Below are 20860 nucleotides of genomic sequence, written 5' to 3'. Positions count from 1 at the left end.
CTGACGCCTGCTGACGACGACCCATCAAACACCTCCGTGATCATGAGGTGTTGCGACGACCGGTTGAATTCGCCCTGGATCCCCGCGTCCTTGTGAGGAAATTCAGTGAGCAGAACTGGGATGCGGTTCATGGAGGTCGCGGCCGCGACCGCGATCGAACGGCTTCTCGCAGAGCGGCTCGCGGTCAAGGACGTCATGCATCTGACCGGGCTCGACCAGGCGACGGTGCGTCGGCTGCGTCAAATCGAGACCGACGACGACGAGCCCGGGACCGAGTTTGTCACCAGCGGCGGAGTCGATACCACCGCCGAGGGTGCCGACGCCGAGGTGGCGTCATGGCGAGCCCGTCGACGGCAACGATCCATACAAGCGGCTCAAGACGGCCCTCAAGACCGATATCGACCGGGATGCCGGGGCCACGCTCGACGCCACCGACTCGCGCCCCTTCTCCAAGCCGGCTACGGGCAAGGTCGCGGCCAAGGTCATCAACGATCACGGCGACGAGGTAATGAAGCTTGAAGTGGAGTGATTGCAGCAGACGCATGCCACCCATCCCGGCACCTCCCGAGACAGCCTGCGCCAGCTGCACCGTCCTGCCCCACGCGATCACGAGGGCGGCGACCGTGCCGAGCTCCGGACTTGACCGGTGGCAAAGCCCATCCCGCGACATAGGGACCCAGCCCGCTTGTCCGGTGACGCTCGTGCGTGACGGCTCAGTGGTTCACATCCACAACGAGCTGCGGTCTCATCGACGCGCCCGTGTCATCGGCGAACTCGTCGGTGATGCGGTCGACAAGCGGCTGCAGGAAAAGGCGTCCGAGCTGCCGCACCATGATGGTGACGACCTGCTCGCCGACGGTGTGCTTCGTCGAGGCGACGCCGGCCTCCCGCAGATCGTCGACCTGCTGGGCGGAGAGCTGGCTGAGCCGGCTGACCAAGTCGACTCGCCCTGCGCTCCCATCGAGGATAGCCCGCCGCAGGTAGTCGACGATCGCTTGGTTGGCCGAGAGCATGGCGGCCACAGCACGGTCGCGTGCCGCCGTGACCTGGCCGGGCGGGCAAGGGCCGAGCGGGACGGACGCGATCGTCTGGGCGAACTGCTCGACGATCGCGAGTTCGACGGCTTCGCGCAGTGCCTCCTTCGTCCCGTAGTGGTGGACGACTAGACCGACCGTCACGCCCGCCGCGGCCGCGACCGCGCGTAGCGAGGTGGCCTCGGCGCCATTCGCCGCGAAGAGATCCAGTGCGGCGTTCCGGATCCGCGCCTTCGCCGTGAGGTCGTCCGCGCGTAGAGCCGCACTGGGCTGTCGTCGCGTCATGTCTCCTCATCCTTCTCGGTCTGCGTTCTCGGATCGGCACGAACGTACTAGTTACCTATTGCACGAACGTACCAGTTGCTATACAACTGTACAAACAGGCAGCGGCCAAAGGAGCAGTAAGTGTCGAGAACGCCAGACGCGACCGCAGTCGCGGGCGTCGGGGTCGTTTCCCTGGCCGTGAACCTCCCCGGACCCTTGGCGGTCGCCCGCCTTGCCTCGATGGGGGCGTCAGCGACCAAGGTCGAGCCGCCCTCCGGAGACCCGCTCCAAGCGGTCGCACCGAGCTGGTACGAGGAGCTCGCCGCCGGTCAGGAGGTCGTCACGCTCGACCTCAAGAGCCCAGCCGGCCGATCAGCGCTGGAGACGCGGCTCGCGGTTGCCGATGTGCTGCTGACCGCGATGCGACCCTCGGCTCTCACGCGGCTTGGGCTTGTGGATAGCGTCGAGCGGCATGGTCTCGTCCTGGTCGAGGTCGTCGGCTACGACGGAGAACGATCGGACGAGGCCGGGCATGACCTGACGTACCAGGCCGTCCAGGGCACGCTCATGCCGCCAACCATGCCCCTCGTGCCGTTTGTCGACGTGCTCGGAGCAGAGCGAGCGGTGACCGCGACACTCGCCGGGCTGCGGCGACGGACGTCAAGGAAGACGGCCGTACGCGAGCGGGTCGTGCTCGACGATGTGGCCTTCCACGCATCGGCCGCGGTGCGCCACGGCCTGACGCGTCCCGGTGACGTCCTAGGAGGGGGCCTGCCCACCTACAGCATCTACGCGACAGCCGACGGGCACGTCGCCGTCGGCGCGATCGAACCGCACTTCGCCCGCCGTCTCGCCGACGCAGTCGGGCGCACGCGTGAGGAACTGATCGCCCGCTTCGGCACCGAGTCCAGCGCCCACTGGGAGTCGCTGGGCCGTTCGCTCGACATCCCCCTCGTTGCCGTCCAAGACCCGCGTGCCGCTGTTCCTGACCCGCCCGTCCCTTTCCACAACCTCGGCTGATCCCCACCCCAACTAGGAGTCTCCCGTGCCCAGCCTCGCCCAAGTCCTCGCCCGGACTGCCAGTCGTGTTCCCCAACGGATCGCCGTCGAGTTCGGTTCGGGTTCGATGACGTACGCCGAACTCGACGCCAGCGTCAACCAGCTCGCGCGTGAGCTGACCGACCGGGGCCTGGCCAAGGGCGACCGTCTACTCCTGCTCTCGGGCAACAGCGGCGCCTTCGTCGTCGCGCTCTACGCCGGACTCCGTCTGGGCGCCATCGTCGTGCCCGTCAACCCGCGGTCGGCGCCGCCCGAGATCGACCACTTCGTCACCGACTCGGGCGCCAGTCTGCTGCTCTTCGGTCCAGAGGTCGTCGAGAACATCCAGGGGCTGGCAGGCGGCGGGGGGCGCGCAGGTAGCATCCCCGCGCTCGCGCTGGGTCGCGCAACGGGTTTCGACGACGTGCTCGCAGCCGCGGCCGTCCAGTCCGCTGAGCCGATCGACGTCGAGGTCGCGGAGGACGACGACGCGCTCATCATCTACACCTCGGGCACGACCGGTCGCCCCAAGGGTGCCCTCTTCGACCAGCACCGCATCCTGTGGGTCGGCATCAACACGGCGATTGGTTTAGGACTTCATGAGGGGGAGCGGATGTTGCACGTTGCTCCCCTGTATCACTCAGCGGCCCTCAACATGCTTCTGATCGGCGGGATGATGTATGGCGCGACGCACGTCATCCTGCCCCGCTTCGACCCGGAAACGGTGCTCGAGATGCTCGAACGCGAGCGGATCACCCAGTTCTTCGGCGTCCCGACGATGTACACGTTCCTGCTGCGCACCCCGTCGATCGCGACACGCGACCTGTCGAGCCTGCGTGTCTGCTTGTACGGCGCTGCTCCGATGCCGGCGACGACGGCTGAGGCGCTCGTGGCGGCGCTGCCGGGCGCGTCGATCATCCAGGCATGCGGCCAGACCGAGGGCGGGCCGGGGGGCATCCTCCTGCAGCATGACGAGGTGCTCGCGCGACCGAGCGCGAGCGGTCGCAGCGCCATCGCCAACACCGAGGTGCACATCGTCGACCTCGACGGCAACGACGTGGCGCCCGGCGGGGTCGGCGAGATGATCATGCGCGGCGAGACGATGATGAAGGGCTACTGGGGCAACCCCGAAGCGACGGCGGAGACCGTCCGAGACGGCTGGGTGCACACCGGCGACATCGCCAGCATCGACGAGGACGGATACATCACGCTGGTCGACCGGCTCAAGGACATGATCATCACCGGTGGCCGCAACGTCTATTCGGTCGAGGTCGAGAGCGCCCTGGCCGGTCACCCAGCGGTCGGGGACATCGCCATCGTCTCGCGACCGAACGAGGAGTACGGCGAGAGCGTCGTGGCCGTCGTGACCCCACGGGACGGTGCGACGCTCACCTTCGAGCAACTGCGCGAGTACGGCCAGCAGTGCCTCAGCAGCTACAAACTGCCCCGCGAGCTCATCATCATCGACGAGATTCCCCGCAACGCCTCCGGCAAGCTCCTCAAGCACCAGATCCGGGCGAAACTGAATGCCTGACACCCCGAGCGACCTGGGCAGTGGGTCCACCGCCAGGGCGCCGACGGCGCCGTCGACCCTGCGCCTCACCGTGGACGGACCCGTCGCCACGGTCGAGCTGACCCGGCCTGAGCGCCGCAACGCGCTGAGCCCTCACTCGGCGCAGGATCTGCTCACAGCTTTGGCCGACGTCGCGCGGGACGACGACGTTCGTGTCGTGGTGCTCACCGGCGCGGGGGGCAACTTCTGCGCCGGCGCCGACCTCATCGACCTCGACCCCGGCCGACTTGGCGAGGCCATGGTCGAGTTCAACAAGATCGTTCCTGTCCTGCGCAACTTGCCGCAGCCGGTCATCGCCAAGGTCCGTGGCGCCGCGGTCGGCGCCGGCTGCAACCTGGCCCTCGCCTGCGACTTCGTCGTCGCCGACGAGACGGCGCGGTTCACCCAGAACTTCGCCCGGCTCGGCCTGTCCATCGACCTCGGTGGCAGCTGGGTCCTGCCCCGGCTCGTCGGACTGCGGCAGGCGCGCGAGTTGGCCCTCCTCGGGGACGACCTCGACGGGCCCACCGCTGCTCAGGTCGGACTCATCGCACGCTGCGTGCCATCGGAGGAGCTCGATGACGCGGTCACCGCCCTGGCCCGACGCCTGGCCGGCTCCTCCCGCCCTGCCCAGGCACGCACCAAGCACCTCCTCGACGCCACGTGGACCGCGGCCCTCACCGAAGCGCTGGCCCGCGAAGCCGAAGCCCAGGTCGCCAACGTGTCGACGCCCGAGTTCCACCAAGCCCTGAACGCCTTCCGCACCCGCCACCAAGGAGCCCAACCATGACCCGTGAAGCAGTCATCGTCGACGCCGTCCGCACACCGGTCGGCAAGCGTGGCGGCCAGCTGCGCGACTGGCACCCCGTCGACCTGCTCGCGCACACCCTCGCCCACCTCGCCGAGCGCACCGGCCTCGACCCAGACCGACTCTCCGACGTCATCGTCGGCTGCGCCCTCCAGCGCGGTGAGCAGAGCGGCAACGTCGCCCGCAACGCCCTGCTCGGTGCGGGCCTGCCCACCGCCGTGCCCGGCACGACCCTCGACCGACAGTGCGGGTCCGGCCAACAGGCGGTCCACTTCGCGGCCCAAGCGATCAAGTCCGGCGAGTACGACTTCGCCATCGGCGCCGGCGTCGAGTCCATGAGCCGGGTCGACCTCGGTCCGCTCTTCGTCCCCGGCGGCGCCCAGGGCGACTGGTACGGCGAACGGGCCCTGGCGCGCTTTGACGGCAACCTGCCCGCCCAAGGACCATCAGTCGAGCTCGTCGCCACGAAGTGGGGTTTCACCCGTGAGCAGCTCGACACCTTCAGCGTCCAGAGCCACCGCCGCGCCGCCGCAGCGACCGACGCCGGGCACTTCGCCTCCGCGCTCGTGCCCCTCGACGGCGCGGCCAAAGACGGCTCCACCGCCCCGATGACCCGGGACGAGGGGATCCGGCTCGACATCGCCCCCGCGCGGGTCGCCGCCCTGCAGCCGGTGTTCTCCCCGGACGGCGTCATCACCGCCGGCAACGCCTCGCAGATGAGCGACGGAGCGGCCGCCCTCCTGGTCGCCGAACGCGCCGCCGCTGAGGCGGCCGGACTGCGACCGCGGGCCAGGGTCGTCTCCATGGCCGTCGCCGCGGACGACCCGGTGCTTCAATTCACGGCCATCATCCCAGCCAGTCAGAAGGCCCTGGACAAGGCCGGCCTCACCGTCGGCGACATCGACCTCGTCGAGGTCAACGAGGCATTCTCGCCGGTCCCGCTGCTGTGGTGCGAGGAGTTCGGCTACCCGGAGGACCAGCTCAACGTCAACGGCGGATCCATCGCCATCGGCCACCCGCTCGGCTCGACCGGCGCGCGCCTGCTGACCCAGCTCGTCAACGAGCTCGAGCGCCGCGAGGCCCGCTACGGCCTGCTCACCATCTGCGAGGGCGGCGGCATGGCCAACGCCACGATCATCGAACGCATCGCCTGAGGAGCAACAACATGGAGATCAGCAACCACACCTTCCTCGTCACCGGAGGCGCATCCGGGCTCGGAGGCGCGACCACCGCCGCCCTACTCGAGCGAGGCGCGCACGTCGTCGTCGCCGACCGCGCCGGGACAGCGCCCGCCGGCGCCGTCTTCGTCGAGACCGACGTCACCGACGCCGGCGCGGTGGCCCACGCGGTCGAAGTCGCCAGCCACCAGCCGGGACCGCTCTGCGGGGTGGTCAACTGCGCCGGAATCGGCGTCGCCCAAAAGGTGCTCGGCAGGTCCGGGCCGCACCAACTCGAGGACTTTATGAAGGTCCTCGATGTGAACCTCGCCGGTACGTTCAACGTGATCAGGCTCGCCGCCGCCGCGATGAGCGACGCCGAGCCTGGCCCGAGCGGCGAGCGTGGTGTGATCATCAACACCGCCTCGGCCGCCGCCTTCGACGGCCAGATCGGCCAAGCCGCCTACTCGGCCTCCAAGGGCGGAGTCGTCGCCATGACGCTCCCGATCGCCCGCGAGCTTGCGCGGTACGGGATCCGGGTGGCAACCATCGCGCCGGGGCTGTTCCTCACCCCCATGATGGGCGTGCTGCCTGAAGCCGCCAGGGAGTCGCTTGGCCAGCAGGTGCCCTTCCCGGCGCGGCTCGGCGACCCGTCCGAGTACGCCGCCCTCGCAATCCACATCATCGAAAACCAGATGGTCAACGGCGAGGTGATCCGTCTCGACGGAGCCCTGCGCATGGCCGCCCGCTGAACAGGAGACCGTCATGACTTCCCCCTTCACCACCCGCCCCCTCGTCACCGGCTACCCGTCGACCATGGGGGACGACGTCCAGCTGAACACGACCACGCTCATCCTGCACGCCGCACGCACGCATCCCGAGCGCGAGATCGTCTATCGCACCCCGGAAGGGGGCTGGGACCGCTACACCTACGCGGCGGCATACGAGCGCGTGATCCGGGGCGCAAACGCGCTGCGCGCTCTTGGCGTCCAGCCCGGGGACCGTGTCGGCGTCCTCGACTGGAACAGCCGCCGCCACTACGAGCTCTACTGGGCCATCCCGGGCCTTGCCGCCGTGTTGGTCCAGCTCAACCTCCGCCTCGGGCCAGAGGACCTGTCATTCGTGATCGACGACAGCGGCACGTCGGTCATCTGCATCGACGAGACGCTCCTGCCGGTCGCCGAGGCCGTTGCCCACCTGCTGCCCGGAGTGCGTGCATGGGTCGTGATGACCGACAAGCCGCTCTCACAGGTCGAGACCAGCCTGCCCAACCTGCACCACTACGAGGACCTCGTCGCCGCGGCCAGCCCGCACCTGGTCTGGCCGGAGATCGACGAGCGCTCCGCGTACAGCGCGTGCTACACGACCGGCACGACCGGGCGACCCAAGGGCGTCTACTACTCCCATCGGGCGATCTACCTGCACTCGTACGGCATCGCCACGAACATCGGGATGGTCCTCGACGACTGCACCATGCTCATCACTCCGATGTTCCACGGCCAGGCGTGGGGCCTTCCCCAGGCAGCGACGCTGATGGCCAACAAAATCGTCCTACCCGGCCGCTATATGGCCGAGGACACCAAACCGCTGACCGACGCGATCATCGCCGAAGGCGTCACCGTCACCAACGGCGCACCTGCAATCTTCCTGCCGATGTTGCATTACATCGAGAGCCTCGACGAGAAGCCGGACCTGTCCCGGCTGCGGATGATGTCTGGAGCCACCGAGCCGCCGCTGACGATGATGCGCGGCTTCCGAGACCTGACCGGCGCCGAGATCGTCCACGCCTACGGCGCGACCGAGACCACCCCGCTCGTGACGATGAACCGCTACAAGCCGAGCGTGCGCGAACGCCTGAGCGAGAACGAGCTCTTCGAGCTCAAGCGCAAACAGGGCCTGCCCGTCACGGGCGTCGACGTCCGGCTCATCGACGGCACCGGCAACGACGTCGCATGGGATGGCGTCACCCAGGGGGAGATCTGCATGCGAGGCCCGTGGGTCACCAGGACCTACCACAACATGCCAGAGGACGACCGAGCCGGCCGGTTCCACGACGGCTACTGGCGAAGCGGCGACGTCGGGACGATCGACGCGGATGGGTACCTGAAGGTGACCGACCGGGTCAAGGACGTCATCAAGAGCGGCGGTGAATGGATCTCCTCGATCGACATGGAGAACCTGCTCCTCAGCCACCCGGCTATCGCCGAAGCCGCGGTCGTGGGACTGGCACACCCGAAGTGGCAGGAGCGGCCCTTCGTCCTCATCGTCCCCAAGCCCGGGCAGGAGATCACCCTCGAGCAGGTCCGCAGCCACCTGTCTAGCGCATTCGCCGCGTGGCAGCTGCCCGATGCCATCGAGATCGTCGCCGAGATCCCCCGTACGAGCGTCGGCAAGTTCGACAAGAAGCAGATCCGCTCGGCATACGCCGCCGCCTACGAGGGTGAGCAGGCCGATGCCTGAGCAGCTCGTGTCCGCCGAAGCCCACGGTACGACCCTGGTTCTCACCCTTGACCGGCCCGCCGCCCTCAACGCGTTGAGCCGCACACTCGTCGACCACCTCGCTGACCGCCTCGAGGAGGCCGCCGTCGACAACGCCGTCCGCGCGGTTGTCGTGTCCGGATCGGACAAGGCATTCTGCGCTGGCGCGGACATCGGCGAGATCCCCGGCATGGTCAACGCCTCCCCGCTCGACGCGTTTCCGTTCGACCGGCTCTTCGAGACCGTGGCCTCCCTGCCCGTCCCGACGATCGCCGCGGTCCGCGGCCTCGCCTTCGGCGGCGGCTGCGAGCTCGTCCTCGCCTGCGACACCGCCGTCGCAGGGCGCTCGGCCCGCTTCGCCGTCCCCGAGGTCAAACTCGGGGTGATCCCCGGCGCCGGCGGCACCCAGCGCCTGGTCCACGCCATCGGCAAGGCCAAGGCCATGCGGATGCTCCTCACCGGCGCGCCAGTCGACGCCGAATGGGCCTACACGGCAGGCCTCGTCGCCGACCTCGTCGACGACGGCCAGGTACTCGACCGCGCGCTCGAGCTCGCCGCCCAGATCGCCGCCAACGCTCCCCGAGCCGTGGCGTATGCCGCTGACTCGGCCCGGCGGGTCCACGACCTGCCGCTTCAACAAGGACTCGCCCACGAGCGGCGCAACTTCCTCCTCGCGCTCGGCACGTCCGACGCTGAGGAAGGGATCAGCGCTTTCACCGACCGACGCACGCCCGCCTTCACCGGCAGATAAGGACGACCCGATGATCCTGGACGACTACCGGTCACCCTGGCTGACCGAGGAACTCGACGACCTGCAGCAGCTCACCCGCACCTTCCTCGACAAGGAGGTCGTGCCGAACCAAGCCCGGTGGGCCGAGCAGCACATGGTCGACCGCGACTTCTGGCGCGCGGCCGGACGCGCCGGTCTGCTGTGTATCAGCATCCCCGAGGAGTACGGCGGCGGCGGCGCCACTTTCGCACACGAAGCGATCATCGCGGCCGAGCAGGCCCACGTCGCCGACGACGCCTGGGCCAACAGCGTGCACAGCACCATCGTCGCCCACTACGTCAACGCCTTCGGCACGCAGGAGCAGAAGCTGCGCTGGCTACCCGGCATGGCCTCCGGTGAACTCGTCGCTGCGATCGCAATGACCGAACCGACCACTGGCTCGGACCTGCAACGGGTCCGCACCCGCGCCGTACGCGACGGCGACGGCTACGGCTACATCATCAACGGCTCCAAGACATTCATCTCCAACGGAACCCACTGCGACGTGCTCATCATCGTGGCCCGCACCAGCGACGAGCCCGGCGGCCGAGGCCTGTCCCTCATCGTCGCCGAGACGCAGGACCTGCCGGGCTTCGAGCGCGGCCGGGTGCTCGAGAAGATCGGCATGCACGGCCAGGACACCCGAGAGCTGGCGTTCGTGGACATGCGCGTGCCTGCCGTCAATCTCCTCGGGGGCGTCGAGGGCCGCGCCTTCCAGCAGCTCATGGAGCAGCTGCCCCAGGAACGGCTCATCATCGCCGTCACGGCGGCAGCCGCGGCTGAGACGGCTGTAAGGCACGCGATCGCCTACGCGAAAGAGCGAGAGGCCTTCGGGGAGACGCTCCTGTCGTTCCAGAACACCCGATTCGTCCTTGCCGAGTGCGCTGCTGACGCCCTCGCCGCGCGCACCCTCGTCGACAGCTGCATCACCCGGCACGTCGCCGGCGAACTGGACGCGGCCGGTGCCTCCCTCGCGAAGTTCTGGTGCACCGACATACAGAACAAGGTGGTCGATCGCTGCCTGCAGGTCTTCGGCGGCTACGGCTACATGATGGAATACCCGATCGCCCGGATGTTCGCCGCCGCCCGCGTCCAGAAGATCTACGGGGGAACGAACGAGATCATGAAGGAACTGGTGGCCAGAGCCCTATGACGTGCTCCGACGTTGAGACAACGCACCCGTGCTCCTGCCCGCTGAGGACATGCCCGTCGGGCAAGACATCGACTGCGGCCCCTATCAGGTCACGGAGAACGAGGTCGTCGAGTTCGCCTCGGCCCGGGCCCCGCAGTACGTCCACGTCGATCGCGATCTCGCCGCGCACACCGACGTCCGCGCACTGGATCGCCAGCGGTCTGCACACGGCCCGGATCATCCAAAGGGTTCGCAGCGACCGGCGTGTACCAGCGGCACGGCCTCGTCGCGGGCGAGGACATCCACGACATACGCTTCCTTCGCCGCAGCGCGCCGGTGACGTGGTGACGTGCTCGATCGTCGTCCAGCCCGTCGTGACGGTTCGGACGGGGTCCATGACATGACGACGCCAACGACACCGACCCACCGGGCGATCTCGGCCGACTCCGGCACGCACTGGACCGCGGAGGGCGCGTGGCAGGTCGCTGAGGGCATCCACCGAATCCCGCTGCCGCTGCCGATGGACGGCCTGCGGGCGGTCAACGTCTACGTCATCGACACCGATTCCGGCCCCATCCTCGTCGACGGCGGCTGGGCGATTCCCGAGGCCCGCGAACTGCTGGACCGCTGCCTGCGCTCGCTCGGCTACGGCTTCGGCGACATCGATCGGTTCCTCGTCACCCACATTCACCGCGACCACTTCACGATGGCCTCGGTTCTCGGCCGGGAGTACGGCGCCGAGGTCATACTCGGCGAGCCGGAGCGGCCCGCGCTGGAGCTGCTGCTCACTCCCGACACCAAGCGCAACCCGTTCCACGACGTCCTGGTCACCGCCGGAGCGCGTGACGTCGCCGAGGCCTGGGTTGAGGCCGGCCCAGGCGAGATGCCGGACTTGTCGATCTGGGCGCTCCCGGACAACTGGCTCGAGGGAGACCTCACGGTCGACCTGGGCACGCGGGTGCTGGACGCCGTACACACGCCCGGCCACACTCCCGGCCACTACGTGTTCGCCGAACAGGCGGCCGGGCTGCTCTTCGCCGGCGACCACGTGCTGCCGACGATCACACCGTCGATCGGTCTCACCGTGCCGCCCGCTGATGAGCCGCTCAGGGACTTCCTCACCTCGCTGGCCAAGGTACGCGCCTTGCCCGACCTCCAGCTCCTGCCTGCCCACGGGCCGATCGCGCCGTCGACCCACGCACGGGTAGACGAGCTGCTCATACACCACGAGCAGCGGCTCGAGCTCAGCCTCGCTGCCCTCGCCCGTGGTCCGTCGACCGCGAAGGGCGTCGCGACCCACCTCGGCTGGACCCGCCACGAGCACCCGTGGGACCAGCTCGACATCTTCAACCAAGGCATGGCCGCGATGGAGACTAAGGCCCACCTCGACCTCCTCGTCGCCCGCGGCCAGGCCACCGCCACCCCAACCTCCGGCGGGGTCGTCTACACCGTCAGCCCTCGCCGACCAGTTTCCATGGGCTTCCCCTCGTAGCGTGGAGCATCGCCACAAACGATGAGCCATGGCCAGGTACCGAAGTTCGACGAACTTCGAGCAGGGCGCGGTCCGGCTGGTGCTCGGAACCAGGAAACCGATCGCGCAGGTGGCCCGGGAGTTGGGGATCATCGAGGGACGTTGGGGACCTGGGTGGCCAAGGCCCAGCCGGGGAGGTCACGCGAGAACGCGCCGTTGAGCGAGTCCGAGCGCGCGGAGATGCAGCGCCTGCGCAGGGAGATCATCGATCTTCGGCCAGCGTGATGTGCCCAAGCGCTTGGTGGCCCACTGGGTGCACGAGGCGATGTGCTGGTATCCGTGGCCGGATCTATCGCCGCCCAGAGGGCGAACCACGGCGTGCTGCCGTCGGCGACTACGCGTCGGGCGTTTCTCGGCGTTCGCAGGGAAGGTTCTACGAGTGGCGCGACGGCGACCGTTCGGCGCAGGAGAGAACACCGTCGCGGCGATGATGCCCGAGCTCGGGCTGGCCGCCGGGCGTCGGCGGACCACTCGTCAGCGTCGGAATCGGTGGCGGGCACCAAACCTGGAGCGGTCGGGACTTCGGCACCGATCGGCTCAACCACAAGAGGTACGGCGACGGCACGGAGATCCCCACCGACCTGGGCAAGCTCTACCCGTCCGGGCACAGCTGGCTCAGGCACCGTCTTGGTCGATTGCCGGAAGGGGACCCGACAGCATCACCAGCACTTGGTGCGCCAGGTCCTCGGGCGTGGTCGATCCCAGTGGGTCGTACCACCGGAAAAGGCTGGTGAGCATGGTCAGGGTTAGGTTTGCCAGGACCGTGCCATCCGCTTTCGGCTCGAGTCTCTCGCTCTTGCGGTAATCATCCAGGAGCTCGGCGAAATCGCGGGTAACGGTGTGGGACCAGGATCGGAAGGACTGGAGCGCCAGCTCCGACAACTCCGGTTGCTCACCCCAGACAGTGGCGTAGAAGACGCGTTTGCTGGACGCTGACTCGATGTGGAGCTTGACGACCGCCCGAATCTTCTCGCGGGGCGAGAGGTTGCTGGTGAGCAGGTCCTGCAACTTCTCGCTGAGCTCCTCCGTGACGTGCGCCACCATCTGGTCCAGGAGCCACAGCTTGCTCTCGATGTACTTGTAGATCGTCGGACGGGAGATCCCGGCCTCGAGGCAGATGTCGTCGATGGTCGAGCTTCGGTAGCCCTTGGTCTGGAACACGCGAGCGGCGGCTTCAATGATGTCAGCCGTGGTCGTCGCCCGTTGCCTGGCCACACGTGCTCCCTCCGGATCCGGACGGCTGCAGGCTACTCCACCGGTGTCTCGAGGCCCGTGCGGTGCTGACATAGCTCTCGAGGCGCAGAGTGAGGACCGTCTTGCCGTGCTGATTCTCCAGGCGGCCCTCCACCTCGAGTTTCGCCATGCCGTTGCGCGGGGGACAGGCGCCGTTGACACGGACCCAGCCGGTCAGGACGTCCCCAGGGAAGACCGGCCGCGGCAGCACCATCTCGCGGATCGCACGTCCCGCCACGACGGCCCAGGAGGAGTACGCCGCGTCGACGGCGAGCCGCTGGAACACTGCAAAAGTGTGGAGCCCGCTGGCGATCACACCGCCGAAAGGACCCCCGTCGCCGACGTGGATTGGAAGCGGGTCCCACCGCTGCGCGAAGGCGCGGATCTCCGACTCGGTCATGGTGACGGGGCCGAGCGAACTCAGTACGCCGACCCGCGCGGCGAGGTCTTCGGCGTACAGCAGACCGTCCTGGATCGGAGCTGGACCTGCACTGCTCATCGACGTGGGCACCTTTCTCGAACGAGGTCGTGCTCGACCTTGACGTACGTGAAGACTTGCCTAGACTAACTGATGAGTTAATCCGGCGGAAGGCGTCAACATGGCTCACTCAGCCCCCACCATCCCGGCCGCCTCGCGCGGAGCGACGTATAGCGACCTCATCGTCGAGGCGTTTGAGCGCTTCGCGGACAACGAGGCGTTCGTGCTCGGCGAACAGCGCATGACGTTCGCCGAAGCGGCCGACTCCATGAGCCGCATACAGCAGCTGCTCGTCGACCGCGGAATTTCCCATGGGTCTGGCGTGGGGGCGCTCAGTGTCAACCTCCCCGAGGTCTGGCTGACCCAGGCGGCGACCTACCTCATCGGCGGCCACTACACCGGCCTCCACCCGATGGGGTCCGTCGAGGATCACGTCTGGATCTGCGACGACGCCGAGATCGAGGTCCTCATCGTCCATCCGACATTCGCGGAGGTGGGAGCCGCTGTCGCCGAACGCTCCAAGACGGTGAAGCACCTGCTCGTGTTCGGTGAGTCCGACGCTGGGCAGGACCTGTTCGAGCTGATCGAGGGCTACGACCCGAAGCCGCTCGAGCCGGGCCCGGCCGGCCAGGAGGACCTCGCCTGGCTGCAGTACACGGGCGGGACCACCGGCACGCCGAAGGGCGTCATGCTCTCGCACCGAGCGATGGCCGAGCAGTGCAAGGCGGTGCTGACGAGCTGGCAACTCCCCGCCAAGCCCCGCTACCTGGTCGCACCGCCGATCACGCATGCCGGGGTGCTGCCGCTCTTCCCAACCCTGGCCCGCGGCGGCACGGTCATCTTGCTTCAAGGCTTCGAGCCGAAGTCCTTCGTGCAGGCGATTGAGAAGGAGCAGGCCAACTGCACCTTCGCGGTGCCGACAATGATCAACGCCCTGCTCGACCACACCACATCGGAGGACGCGGACCTGAGCTCGCTCGAGACCTTCGTTTATGGCGCAGCACCGATTTCGCCCTCCCGGCTCACCCAGGCCCTGAACCGGTTCGGGCAGAAGTTCGTCCAGTGCTATGGTCAGACTGAGTGCGTCGGCGTTACGACGAGCCTCCTACGTGAGGAGCACGACCCGGTTGGGCGTCCGGACCTGCTCAGTTCGTGCGGGCGTCCGGTCATCGGCACCACGGTGACGATCGTCGACGAAGCCGACCAGCCGGTCCCTGATGGGATTCCCGGTGAGCTCTGTGTCCGCTCGCCAGTCATCATGTCCGGCTACTGGAACCGGCCCGACTTGACCGAGGAGACTCTGCGCAATGGGTGGCTGCATACCGGGGACATGGCGATGCGTGACGAGCAGGGCTATCTCCACATCGTGGACCGCAAGAAGGACATGGTGATCTCAGGCGGGTTCAACGTCTATCCGAAGGAAGTCGAGGACGTGATCGCGGCGCATCCCGACGTCGCCGCGGTGGCGGTCGTAGGCATGCCGGACGACAAGTGGGGCGAGGCGGTCACCGCGTTCATTGTCCTCCACGAGGGAGCCGCCATCGACAAGGCCGTGCTCAAGCGGCTCGTGCGCGACGCGAAGGGCGCGCACCAGGCGCCTAAGGAGATCCACCTCGTCGACGCGCTGCCCGCCACCCTCGTCGGGAAGATCGACAAGAAGCGTCTGCGCGCCATGGGTGCAGAGATCGGCGCCGAGGGTGGGGATCGATGAGCGCAGTGACGCAAGCCGCCGTCACTCGTATCGACAAGGGCCCCGTGGCCTGGTTGTCGCTCAACCGGGCCGAAGCGATGAACGCCCTTAGCGAGCGCGTGCTCGATGCACTTGCCGCCCATCTGGCTGACATCGAGGACGAGCGGGACGTGCGTGTCGTGGTCGTCACGGCGACGGGCCGTGCCTTCTGCGCCGGCGCAGATCTCAAGGAGGTGCTGGGCCCAGACGGCAAGGTGGATCCCGTTCGACTGCTCGCCTTCGAGAAGGGGGCGGCCGAGACCTTCGCCATGCTCGCCTCGCTGCCGAAGCCAGTCATCGCTGCGCTGAACGGGATCACGATGGCGGGTGGACTGGAGCTTGCGCTGCACTGCGATCTAGTCGTCGCCTCGGCCGACGCGCGCCTCGGCGACGGCCACATCAACTACGGCCTCCTCCCCGGCGCCGGCGGCGCAGCCCGGCTGCCACGGGTGGTCGGCCCCACCCGCGCCAAGTACCTCGCCTTCACCGGTGAGCTGGTCACTGCGAAGGAGGCGCAGGCGATGGGCCTGGTCAACGAGGTCGTCCCGGCCGACCAGCTTGTGACGCGAGCCGAAGAGCTTGCCACGACGATCGCGCGGCGCAGCCCGAGCGCGTTGCGCCTGTTCAAGCAGGCGATCGACGACGGCCTCGACCAGCCGCTCGCCAGCGCCTTGCGGCTCGAGCGACTCGTCACCGCCGAGCACCTGCACAGCGGTGACGTCGACGAGGGGCTCAGAGCCTTCGCCGAGAAGCGTGCGCCGCTGTTCAAGACGACGTCGGGAGGCACCAGATGACGGACCATGACGAGCTCGCTGACTTCCGCGACAGCGTTCGCGCGTTTGCGCGCAAATCCTTCCTCGAGGGGTATCTCGAGCGCGCTCAGGGTGCCCCCTACCCGCGAGATACCCTTATGGACCTCGGAAGGAATGGGTTACTCGGCCTTTGCGTCCCCGAGGAGCAGGGAGGTCAGGGATCGGACCTGCAAGCCCTCGGCATCGCCTGCGAAGAAGTCAGCTACGCCGACGCTGCCTGCGGCTACCAGGTGTTCGCCAACAACGTCACGGCCGACCTGCTGGTCAAGTCCGCTTCGGAAGAGGCAGTCCGCCGCTGGCTCGGACCGGTGATCGCAGGGGAAGCAGTCTGTGCCATCGCACTCACCGAGCCCGCGTCCGGGTCCGACGCCCAGGCGCTGAGCGCCAAGGCCGTTCCCGTGGACGGCGGCTGGGAGCTGTCGGGTGAGAAGACCTCGATCACCCAGGGGCCCGATGCAGACCTCGCGATCATCGTCGCGCGTCAGACCGACACGGGACGCATCAGTGCGTTCGTCGTGCCCATGGACTCACCCGGCCTGTCCGGCCAGCGCTTCGCCGACCCTGGATTCCGGCCGGTCGGCCGCGGTTCGATCGCCATGGAGGGTGTCTTCGTTCCGCACTCGCACCAACTCGGTCAGGGCGGCGAGGGGTTCGCAATGATCATGAACGAGTTCGACCTGACGCGCACCCTCATCGCGTTCATGGTAGTCGGCATCGCCCAGCGGGCCATCGACCTGACCATCGAGCACATCAAGACCCGCACGAGCTTCGGCAAGCCGCTGAGCCACTACCAGGGCGTGACCTTCCCGATCGCCGAACACCTGACGTACCTCACTGCCATCCGAGCCCTGGCCACGTCCACGCTCGAGGCACGCAGCAACGCAAGGCCGCACACCGTCGAGGCGGCAATGCTCAAGTGGTGGGCACCCCAGGTCGGCTTCCAGGCGGTGCAGGACTGCATCGTGCTCCACGGCCATGTCGGCTGGTCGGAGGAGATGCCGCTGCAGGCATTGCTGCGCGACGTGTCCGGCTTCCAAATCGGTGACGGCACGCCACAGATCCAGAAGCTCATCATCGCCCGGTCCGCCATCGGCCGCGAGGTCATGGGCCGCTGAACCGGCACCGAGAACCACAACGCTCCCAGGAGAAGCCGTGAAGATAGAGAACGCCGTAGCCATCGTGACCGGTGGCGCCTCCGGCCTAGGTGAGGCCACCGCCCGCCGCCTGCTCGAGCTCGGAGCCCGGGCAGTCGCCGCGTTCGACCTCAACGACGAACGCGGAGCCGCCCTCCGCGCCGAGCTGGGGGAGCGCTACCGCTACCTTGAGGTCGACGTCAGCCAGCTCGACCAGGTCGAGATGGCCGTGGCGGCCGTCGAGTCCGAGCACAGTGCCGTCCAGGTCGTGGTGAACGCCGCCGCCGTCGCCGCCCCCGCCAAGCTCCTGTCCAGCCGCGGACCGCTGCCTATGGAGGTCTTCGACAAGGGGATCAAGGTGAACCTCTACGGCCCGATCCATGTGATGCGCAGCGTGGCCCCCGGCATGGCGGCCAGCGAGCCTACCGCCGGCGGGGAACGTGGTGTCATCATCAACGTCGCGTCCGGCGCGGCGTGGGAGGGCCAGATCGGGCAGATTGCCTACAGCGCCTCCAAAGCCGCCCTCGTCGGCCTGACGATGCCGCTGTTCCGTGAGCTCGCCCAGCACGGAATCCGTGTCATGACGGTAGCGCCCGGTGCCTTCGACACGCCGATCTACGACCAGGTCCCTCCCGCCCTGAAGGCGGAGCTCGCCGCCCAGTCGCTCTTCCCACGGCGCATGGGCGAGCCCGCGGAGTTCGCGATGTTGATCGAAGAGATCGTCCGAAACCCTATGCACAACGGCCGTTCGATCCGGCTGGACGCCGGGATGATCCTCCCGCCGAGCTGACCCGTCCTCCCATGGACCGCGACCTAGAACCAGGAGCATCGACGTGACCAACCCCGTTCCCCTGCGCGAAGGACTCTTCCGCGAGACAGCGGCAGGCCCGACCCTGCTCGCGAGCTGCTGCACCGCGTGCGGCCACACGTCGTATCCGCCCGCTCCTCGCTGCCTCGACTGCGGCAGGGAAGCGCAGGAGCCCGTGGAACTCGGCTCAGACGGCGAGCTGCTCTGCGCGACCGTCGTGCACATGGGCAACCACCGCTACCCACCTGGCTACACCGTCGGCTACGTGACCATGCCCCACGGCGTGAGGGTCTTCGCCCAACTCGCGATCTCCGCCGGCGAGGACCTTCCGGCGCCCGGCACACCGATGACGCTCGAGATCGTGCCGATGTGGCGTGAGCAGGAGCAGGACGTGCTCGCCTACCGCTTCGTCCCTGCGCCCGGAAAGGAATCCGCCCATGCGTGAGGTCTTCGTCCTCGGAGTGGGACAGAGTGACTTCGGCAAAATGCCCGAGCGCAGCATCGCCGACCTGGGAGGCCAGGCCGCCCGCGCCGCGATCGCCGACGCAGGCATCAACTCCGCCCAGATACAGGCCGTCTTCTCCTCCCGGGTCTACGACGCCATGATCACCAGCCAGACCATCATGAAGGACCTCGGCGTCACCCGCGTCGAGATGGTCAACGTCGAGAACGCGTGCGCGGGTGGATCGACAGCGATCCGCAGCCTCTACAAGGACATCGCCGCCGGCTTCGTCGACCTCGGCATCGCCATCGGTGTCGAGTCGATGACCACGAGTCCGATCGCCGGGAAGCTGATCCCGCCGGACAGGGACGACCTCGACGGTCAGCTCGGACTCAGCATGCCCGTACTGTTCGCGCTTCAGGCGCAACGTCTCATGGCGACCCACGGCGCGACACCTGAGGACTTCGCCCAGGTGTCGGTCAAGGCGCATGACTTCGGTGCCCTGAACCCGCGAGCGCAGTACCAGAAGCGCTTCACCGTCGAAGAAGTACTGGCCTCCCGGATGATCGCCGACCCCATCACGCTGCTCCAGTGCTGCCCCAACACCGACGGGGCTGCCGCCGTGGTCATGGCGTCCGCCGACGTGGCGAAGAAGTACGCCGAAGCACCGGTCCGCGTCGCTGGATCAGCGCTGATCTCGGGCGACTACGATTTCCGGCGCTCCGACATCACGACCCTCGAGCTCGGTGCGCGGGCGGCGGCCCTCGCCTACGAGCAGGCCGGTGTGGCGCCCTCCGACGTGGACGTCGTCGAGTTGCACGACGCCTTCGCGAGCGAAGAGATCGTCCACTACGAGGACCTGGGGCTGTGCGCGCGCGGTGATGGCGTGGGTCTGCTGCGCTCCGGCGCCACCTCGTTAGGCGGGCGCATCCCCGTGAACCCGAGCGGTGGGCTGCTGTCCCTCGGCCACCCGCTGGCCGCATCCGGCGTCCGGGTCATCTGCGACATCACCGACCAGCTGCGCGGGCGCAGCGGAGCCAGCCAGGTACCTGGCGCCAAGGTCGGCCTTGCCCAGATGCTGGGTGGCGTCGCCACCGGGCTGGACGCGGCAGCCGGCAGCGTCCACATCCTGACGGTCTAGCAGGTTGGAACGTAGTTCGCGAGTTGGAAGTCGTGTTATCTGCTCGATGCGTCTCGGCGGACGGTCGTGGGGATCCCTGTCGTGTGGGCACGACGACCGGGAGGCCGCCGGGTGCTCGGTCGGCTAGCTGTGTGTCCTTCCCAGTTCTCGATGCATGGCTCAACTCAACTGAACACTGGCTGGTGCACCCCGGGGGACTGCCCCCGGTTTGATTGACACCCAATCATTGTCCCGTTCAGGTTCACACAGGGCGCAGCCAGCCGCAGGCCGCCGGTACCGTGACAGGCACGGATGGCCTGCTGGGTACCCCTCGTCCCCCGACGTCGTCCCCCGATTGTTCTCGACTGTGGGAGTGAATCGCCCCGGGTTTCGTGGAGGCTCGATTACTTGGATCCAGTCCCGGTCGGGACGAGTTCTTGAGGGTAGTGCTCCGGGGGTGATGCTGGCCCAGTGGTTGCCTTCGAACTCGGCGGGCGGGACAAGTCCGAGCTCGCCGTGCAGGCGCCTGTGGTTGAACCAGTCGACGTATTCGGCGACCGCGATCTCGACGTCGCCGACGTCTTCCAGCCGCCCTTCGGCCGCATGACCGGGTTGCGGATGCACTCGGTCTTGAACAGCGAGTTGAGCGCCTCTGCCATCGCGTGTCGTAAGAATCGCCCCGCGATCCGACCGACGCGACGGCCTCTGCTTCCGCGAGTCGCTCGGTGTAGCGAATCGCTCGAACCAGGTTCAACCGGTGGAAGCAACACCGCCTTGGGAAAGCAACTGTAGGTGCTCGTTGAGGGCTTCGGCCGGCGTCTTCCCTTCCAGGGTTTTGCGGGGTCGGTTGTTGAGGGCTGTTTCGACGGCCTGCATCTCGTGCGCTCCCACCGGGACAGGTCGGTGCCCTTGGGGAAGTACTGGCGCCGCAGGCCGTGTGGTTCTCGTTGGTGGCCCGCTGCCAGGGCGAGTGGGGGTCGGCGAAGTAGACCGCGATCCCGGTCTCGCTCTTGAACTGGGCGTGTTGGGACAGTTCCTTGCCGCGGTCCCAGGTCAGCGTGCGACGCAGCTGCTCTGGCAGGGTCGTCATCGTCGTGGCGAGGGCGTCCTTCATCGCGACCGCGCCGTAGCCGCCCAGCGGTGGACCGTTCTTCGTGGGCGCAACGATCCCGTAGCCCTCGGCACGGGGCAGGTGCACGAGCATCGTGTACCTGGTGGTGCGTTCGACCAGAGTGCCGATCGCGGAGCGGTTCAGCCCGATGATGAGGTCGCCTTCCGTAAGACTGAAGCGGCCCGGGGGAACTGGGCGTGGCTGAGGTCGCCTTGCGTCTTGTCGCTTACT

General features: G+C 67.9%; 20 protein-coding genes and 1 pseudogene. 16 read left to right on the top strand and 5 right to left on the bottom strand.

Annotation, left to right across the window (positions count from 1 at the left end):
• On the bottom strand, window positions 1-197 hold a 197-nt coding region (locus ABKW28_RS19675; RefSeq protein ID WP_348612628.1), incomplete at its 3' end, for a hypothetical protein.
• 116 nt (window positions 198-313) lie between these two features.
• Here ABKW28_RS19675 and ABKW28_RS19670 point away from each other — a divergent pair.
• Window positions 314-529, top strand: coding sequence for a hypothetical protein (locus ABKW28_RS19670; RefSeq protein ID WP_056675100.1), 216 nt, complete (start codon window positions 314-316; stop codon window positions 527-529).
• Window positions 530-713: 184 nt separating this feature from the next.
• Here ABKW28_RS19670 and ABKW28_RS19665 read toward each other — a convergent pair whose 3' ends face one another.
• On the bottom strand, window positions 714-1319 hold the full coding sequence (locus ABKW28_RS19665; RefSeq protein ID WP_056675103.1) for a TetR family transcriptional regulator: 606 nt from the start codon (window positions 1317-1319) through the stop codon (window positions 714-716).
• A gap of 120 nt (window positions 1320-1439) precedes the next feature.
• Here ABKW28_RS19665 and ABKW28_RS19660 point away from each other — a divergent pair, with 120 nt between their 5' ends.
• The 9 genes from ABKW28_RS19660 to ABKW28_RS19620 all read left to right on the top strand — a co-directional run bounded on the left by ABKW28_RS19660 (window position 1440) and on the right by ABKW28_RS19620 (window position 11724).
• A complete protein-coding gene (locus ABKW28_RS19660; RefSeq protein WP_056675105.1) occupies window positions 1440-2318 on the top strand; it encodes a CoA transferase in 879 nt (292 codons plus the stop codon).
• 25 nt (window positions 2319-2343) lie between these two features.
• Window positions 2344-3870 (top strand): long-chain fatty acid--CoA ligase, encoded by a 1527-nt coding sequence (locus ABKW28_RS19655; RefSeq protein ID WP_056675107.1) that lies wholly within the window; start codon window positions 2344-2346, stop codon window positions 3868-3870.
• Between the two features lie 70 nt (window positions 3871-3940).
• Window positions 3941-4678 carry an enoyl-CoA hydratase-related protein gene (locus tag ABKW28_RS19650; RefSeq protein WP_348612626.1) on the top strand — a complete coding sequence of 246 codons (738 nt, stop codon included), beginning with the start codon at window positions 3941-3943 and terminating at the stop codon, window positions 4676-4678.
• Entirely contained in the window at window positions 4675-5850 is a 1176-nt protein-coding gene (locus ABKW28_RS19645) for a thiolase family protein (RefSeq protein WP_056675113.1), read from the top strand. The genes ABKW28_RS19650 and ABKW28_RS19645 overlap by 4 nt, the downstream gene beginning before the upstream one ends.
• Before the next feature lie 11 nt (window positions 5851-5861).
• On the top strand, window positions 5862-6605 hold the full coding sequence (locus ABKW28_RS19640) for an SDR family NAD(P)-dependent oxidoreductase (RefSeq protein WP_056675119.1): 744 nt from the start codon (window positions 5862-5864) through the stop codon (window positions 6603-6605).
• A 13-nt stretch (window positions 6606-6618) separates the two neighbouring features.
• Complete coding sequence (locus ABKW28_RS19635; protein WP_056675121.1) at window positions 6619-8313, top strand: long-chain-fatty-acid--CoA ligase; 1695 nt, start codon at window positions 6619-6621, stop codon at window positions 8311-8313.
• A complete protein-coding gene (locus tag ABKW28_RS19630) occupies window positions 8306-9082 on the top strand; it encodes an enoyl-CoA hydratase-related protein (RefSeq protein ID WP_056675125.1) in 777 nt (258 codons plus the stop codon). The genes ABKW28_RS19635 and ABKW28_RS19630 overlap by 8 nt, the downstream gene beginning before the upstream one ends.
• Window positions 9083-9092: 10 nt before the next feature.
• The gene (locus tag ABKW28_RS19625; RefSeq protein WP_056675128.1) at window positions 9093-10253 is read left to right on the top strand and encodes an acyl-CoA dehydrogenase family protein; all 1161 of its coding nucleotides are present in this window, start codon (window positions 9093-9095) and stop codon (window positions 10251-10253) included.
• A gap of 379 nt (window positions 10254-10632) precedes the next feature.
• The gene (locus ABKW28_RS19620) at window positions 10633-11724 is read left to right on the top strand and encodes an MBL fold metallo-hydrolase (protein ID WP_056675134.1); all 1092 of its coding nucleotides are present in this window, start codon (window positions 10633-10635) and stop codon (window positions 11722-11724) included.
• Window positions 11725-12378: 654 nt separating this feature from the next.
• Here ABKW28_RS19620 and ABKW28_RS19615 read toward each other — a convergent pair.
• Both ABKW28_RS19615 and ABKW28_RS19610 read right to left on the bottom strand, forming a co-directional pair.
• Window positions 12379-13050, bottom strand: a complete 672-nt coding sequence (locus ABKW28_RS19615; protein WP_082563433.1) for a TetR/AcrR family transcriptional regulator — start codon at window positions 13048-13050, stop codon at window positions 12379-12381.
• Window positions 12947-13495: a MaoC/PaaZ C-terminal domain-containing protein gene (locus ABKW28_RS19610; RefSeq protein WP_056675141.1), complete on the bottom strand. Its 549-nt coding sequence runs from the start codon at window positions 13493-13495 to the stop codon at window positions 12947-12949. The genes ABKW28_RS19615 and ABKW28_RS19610 overlap by 104 nt, the downstream gene beginning before the upstream one ends.
• 100 nt (window positions 13496-13595) lie before the next feature.
• On the opposite strand from ABKW28_RS19610, the gene ABKW28_RS19605 reads away from it, so the two are divergent.
• From ABKW28_RS19605 to ABKW28_RS19580, 6 genes are read left to right on the top strand one after another with little or no spacing between them, the layout of a single operon-like run.
• Window positions 13596-15185: an AMP-binding protein gene (locus ABKW28_RS19605; protein ID WP_056675143.1), complete on the top strand. Its 1590-nt coding sequence runs from the start codon at window positions 13596-13598 to the stop codon at window positions 15183-15185.
• Window positions 15182-15997 carry an enoyl-CoA hydratase-related protein gene (locus ABKW28_RS19600; RefSeq protein WP_056675146.1) on the top strand — a complete coding sequence of 272 codons (816 nt, stop codon included), beginning with the start codon at window positions 15182-15184 and terminating at the stop codon, window positions 15995-15997. The genes ABKW28_RS19605 and ABKW28_RS19600 overlap by 4 nt, the downstream gene beginning before the upstream one ends.
• Window positions 15994-17130, top strand: coding sequence for an acyl-CoA dehydrogenase family protein (locus ABKW28_RS19595; protein WP_082563434.1), 1137 nt, complete (start codon window positions 15994-15996; stop codon window positions 17128-17130). The genes ABKW28_RS19600 and ABKW28_RS19595 overlap by 4 nt, the downstream gene beginning before the upstream one ends.
• A gap of 37 nt (window positions 17131-17167) precedes the next feature.
• Window positions 17168-17938, top strand: coding sequence for an SDR family NAD(P)-dependent oxidoreductase (locus ABKW28_RS19590; RefSeq protein WP_056675152.1), 771 nt, complete (start codon window positions 17168-17170; stop codon window positions 17936-17938).
• Window positions 17939-17981: 43 nt separating this feature from the next.
• Complete coding sequence (locus ABKW28_RS19585) at window positions 17982-18401, top strand: zinc ribbon domain-containing protein (RefSeq protein WP_162250900.1); 420 nt, start codon at window positions 17982-17984, stop codon at window positions 18399-18401.
• Window positions 18394-19539 (top strand): thiolase family protein, encoded by a 1146-nt coding sequence (locus ABKW28_RS19580; RefSeq protein WP_056675159.1) that lies wholly within the window; start codon window positions 18394-18396, stop codon window positions 19537-19539. Before ABKW28_RS19585 ends, ABKW28_RS19580 begins: the two co-directional genes overlap by 8 nt.
• 729 nt (window positions 19540-20268) lie before the next feature.
• Here the strand turns inward: ABKW28_RS19580 and ABKW28_RS19575 are convergent.
• Window positions 20269-20794, bottom strand: a pseudogene (locus ABKW28_RS19575) (IS30 family transposase); the annotation flags it as partial.
• Window positions 20795-20860: the final 66 nt, after the last annotated feature.

It is taken from the genome of Nocardioides sp. 31GB23 (genome assembly GCF_040012395.1).
Classification (GTDB): domain Bacteria; phylum Actinomycetota; class Actinomycetes; order Propionibacteriales; family Nocardioidaceae; genus Nocardioides; species Nocardioides salarius.
The sequence above is the reverse complement of the archived record's forward strand: the minus strand, read 5'-3'. Positions and strand labels throughout refer to the sequence as shown.

Bases quoted from the DNA above. Each gene is read 5' to 3' on its own strand.
- ABKW28_RS19665 (WP_056675103.1), bottom strand. From the start codon at position 1,319: ATGACGCGACGACAGCCCAGTGCGGCTCTACGCGCGGACGACCTCACG.
- ABKW28_RS19645 (WP_056675113.1), top strand. From the start codon at position 4,675: ATGACCCGTGAAGCAGTCATCGTCGACGCCGTCCGCACACCGGTCGGC.
- ABKW28_RS19640 (WP_056675119.1), top strand. From the start codon at position 5,862: ATGGAGATCAGCAACCACACCTTCCTCGTCACCGGAGGCGCATCCGGG.
- ABKW28_RS19635 (WP_056675121.1), top strand. From the start codon at position 6,619: ATGACTTCCCCCTTCACCACCCGCCCCCTCGTCACCGGCTACCCGTCG.
- ABKW28_RS19630 (WP_056675125.1), top strand. From the start codon at position 8,306: ATGCCTGAGCAGCTCGTGTCCGCCGAAGCCCACGGTACGACCCTGGTT.
- ABKW28_RS19625 (WP_056675128.1), top strand. From the start codon at position 9,093: ATGATCCTGGACGACTACCGGTCACCCTGGCTGACCGAGGAACTCGAC.
- ABKW28_RS19620 (WP_056675134.1), top strand. From the start codon at position 10,633: ATGACGACGCCAACGACACCGACCCACCGGGCGATCTCGGCCGACTCC.
- ABKW28_RS19615 (WP_082563433.1), bottom strand. From the start codon at position 13,050: ATGTCAGCACCGCACGGGCCTCGAGACACCGGTGGAGTAGCCTGCAGC.
- ABKW28_RS19610 (WP_056675141.1), bottom strand. From the start codon at position 13,495: ATGAGCAGTGCAGGTCCAGCTCCGATCCAGGACGGTCTGCTGTACGCC.
- ABKW28_RS19605 (WP_056675143.1), top strand. From the start codon at position 13,596: ATGGCTCACTCAGCCCCCACCATCCCGGCCGCCTCGCGCGGAGCGACG.
- ABKW28_RS19600 (WP_056675146.1), top strand. From the start codon at position 15,182: ATGAGCGCAGTGACGCAAGCCGCCGTCACTCGTATCGACAAGGGCCCC.
- ABKW28_RS19595 (WP_082563434.1), top strand. From the start codon at position 15,994: ATGACGGACCATGACGAGCTCGCTGACTTCCGCGACAGCGTTCGCGCG.
- ABKW28_RS19580 (WP_056675159.1), top strand. From the start codon at position 18,394: ATGCGTGAGGTCTTCGTCCTCGGAGTGGGACAGAGTGACTTCGGCAAA.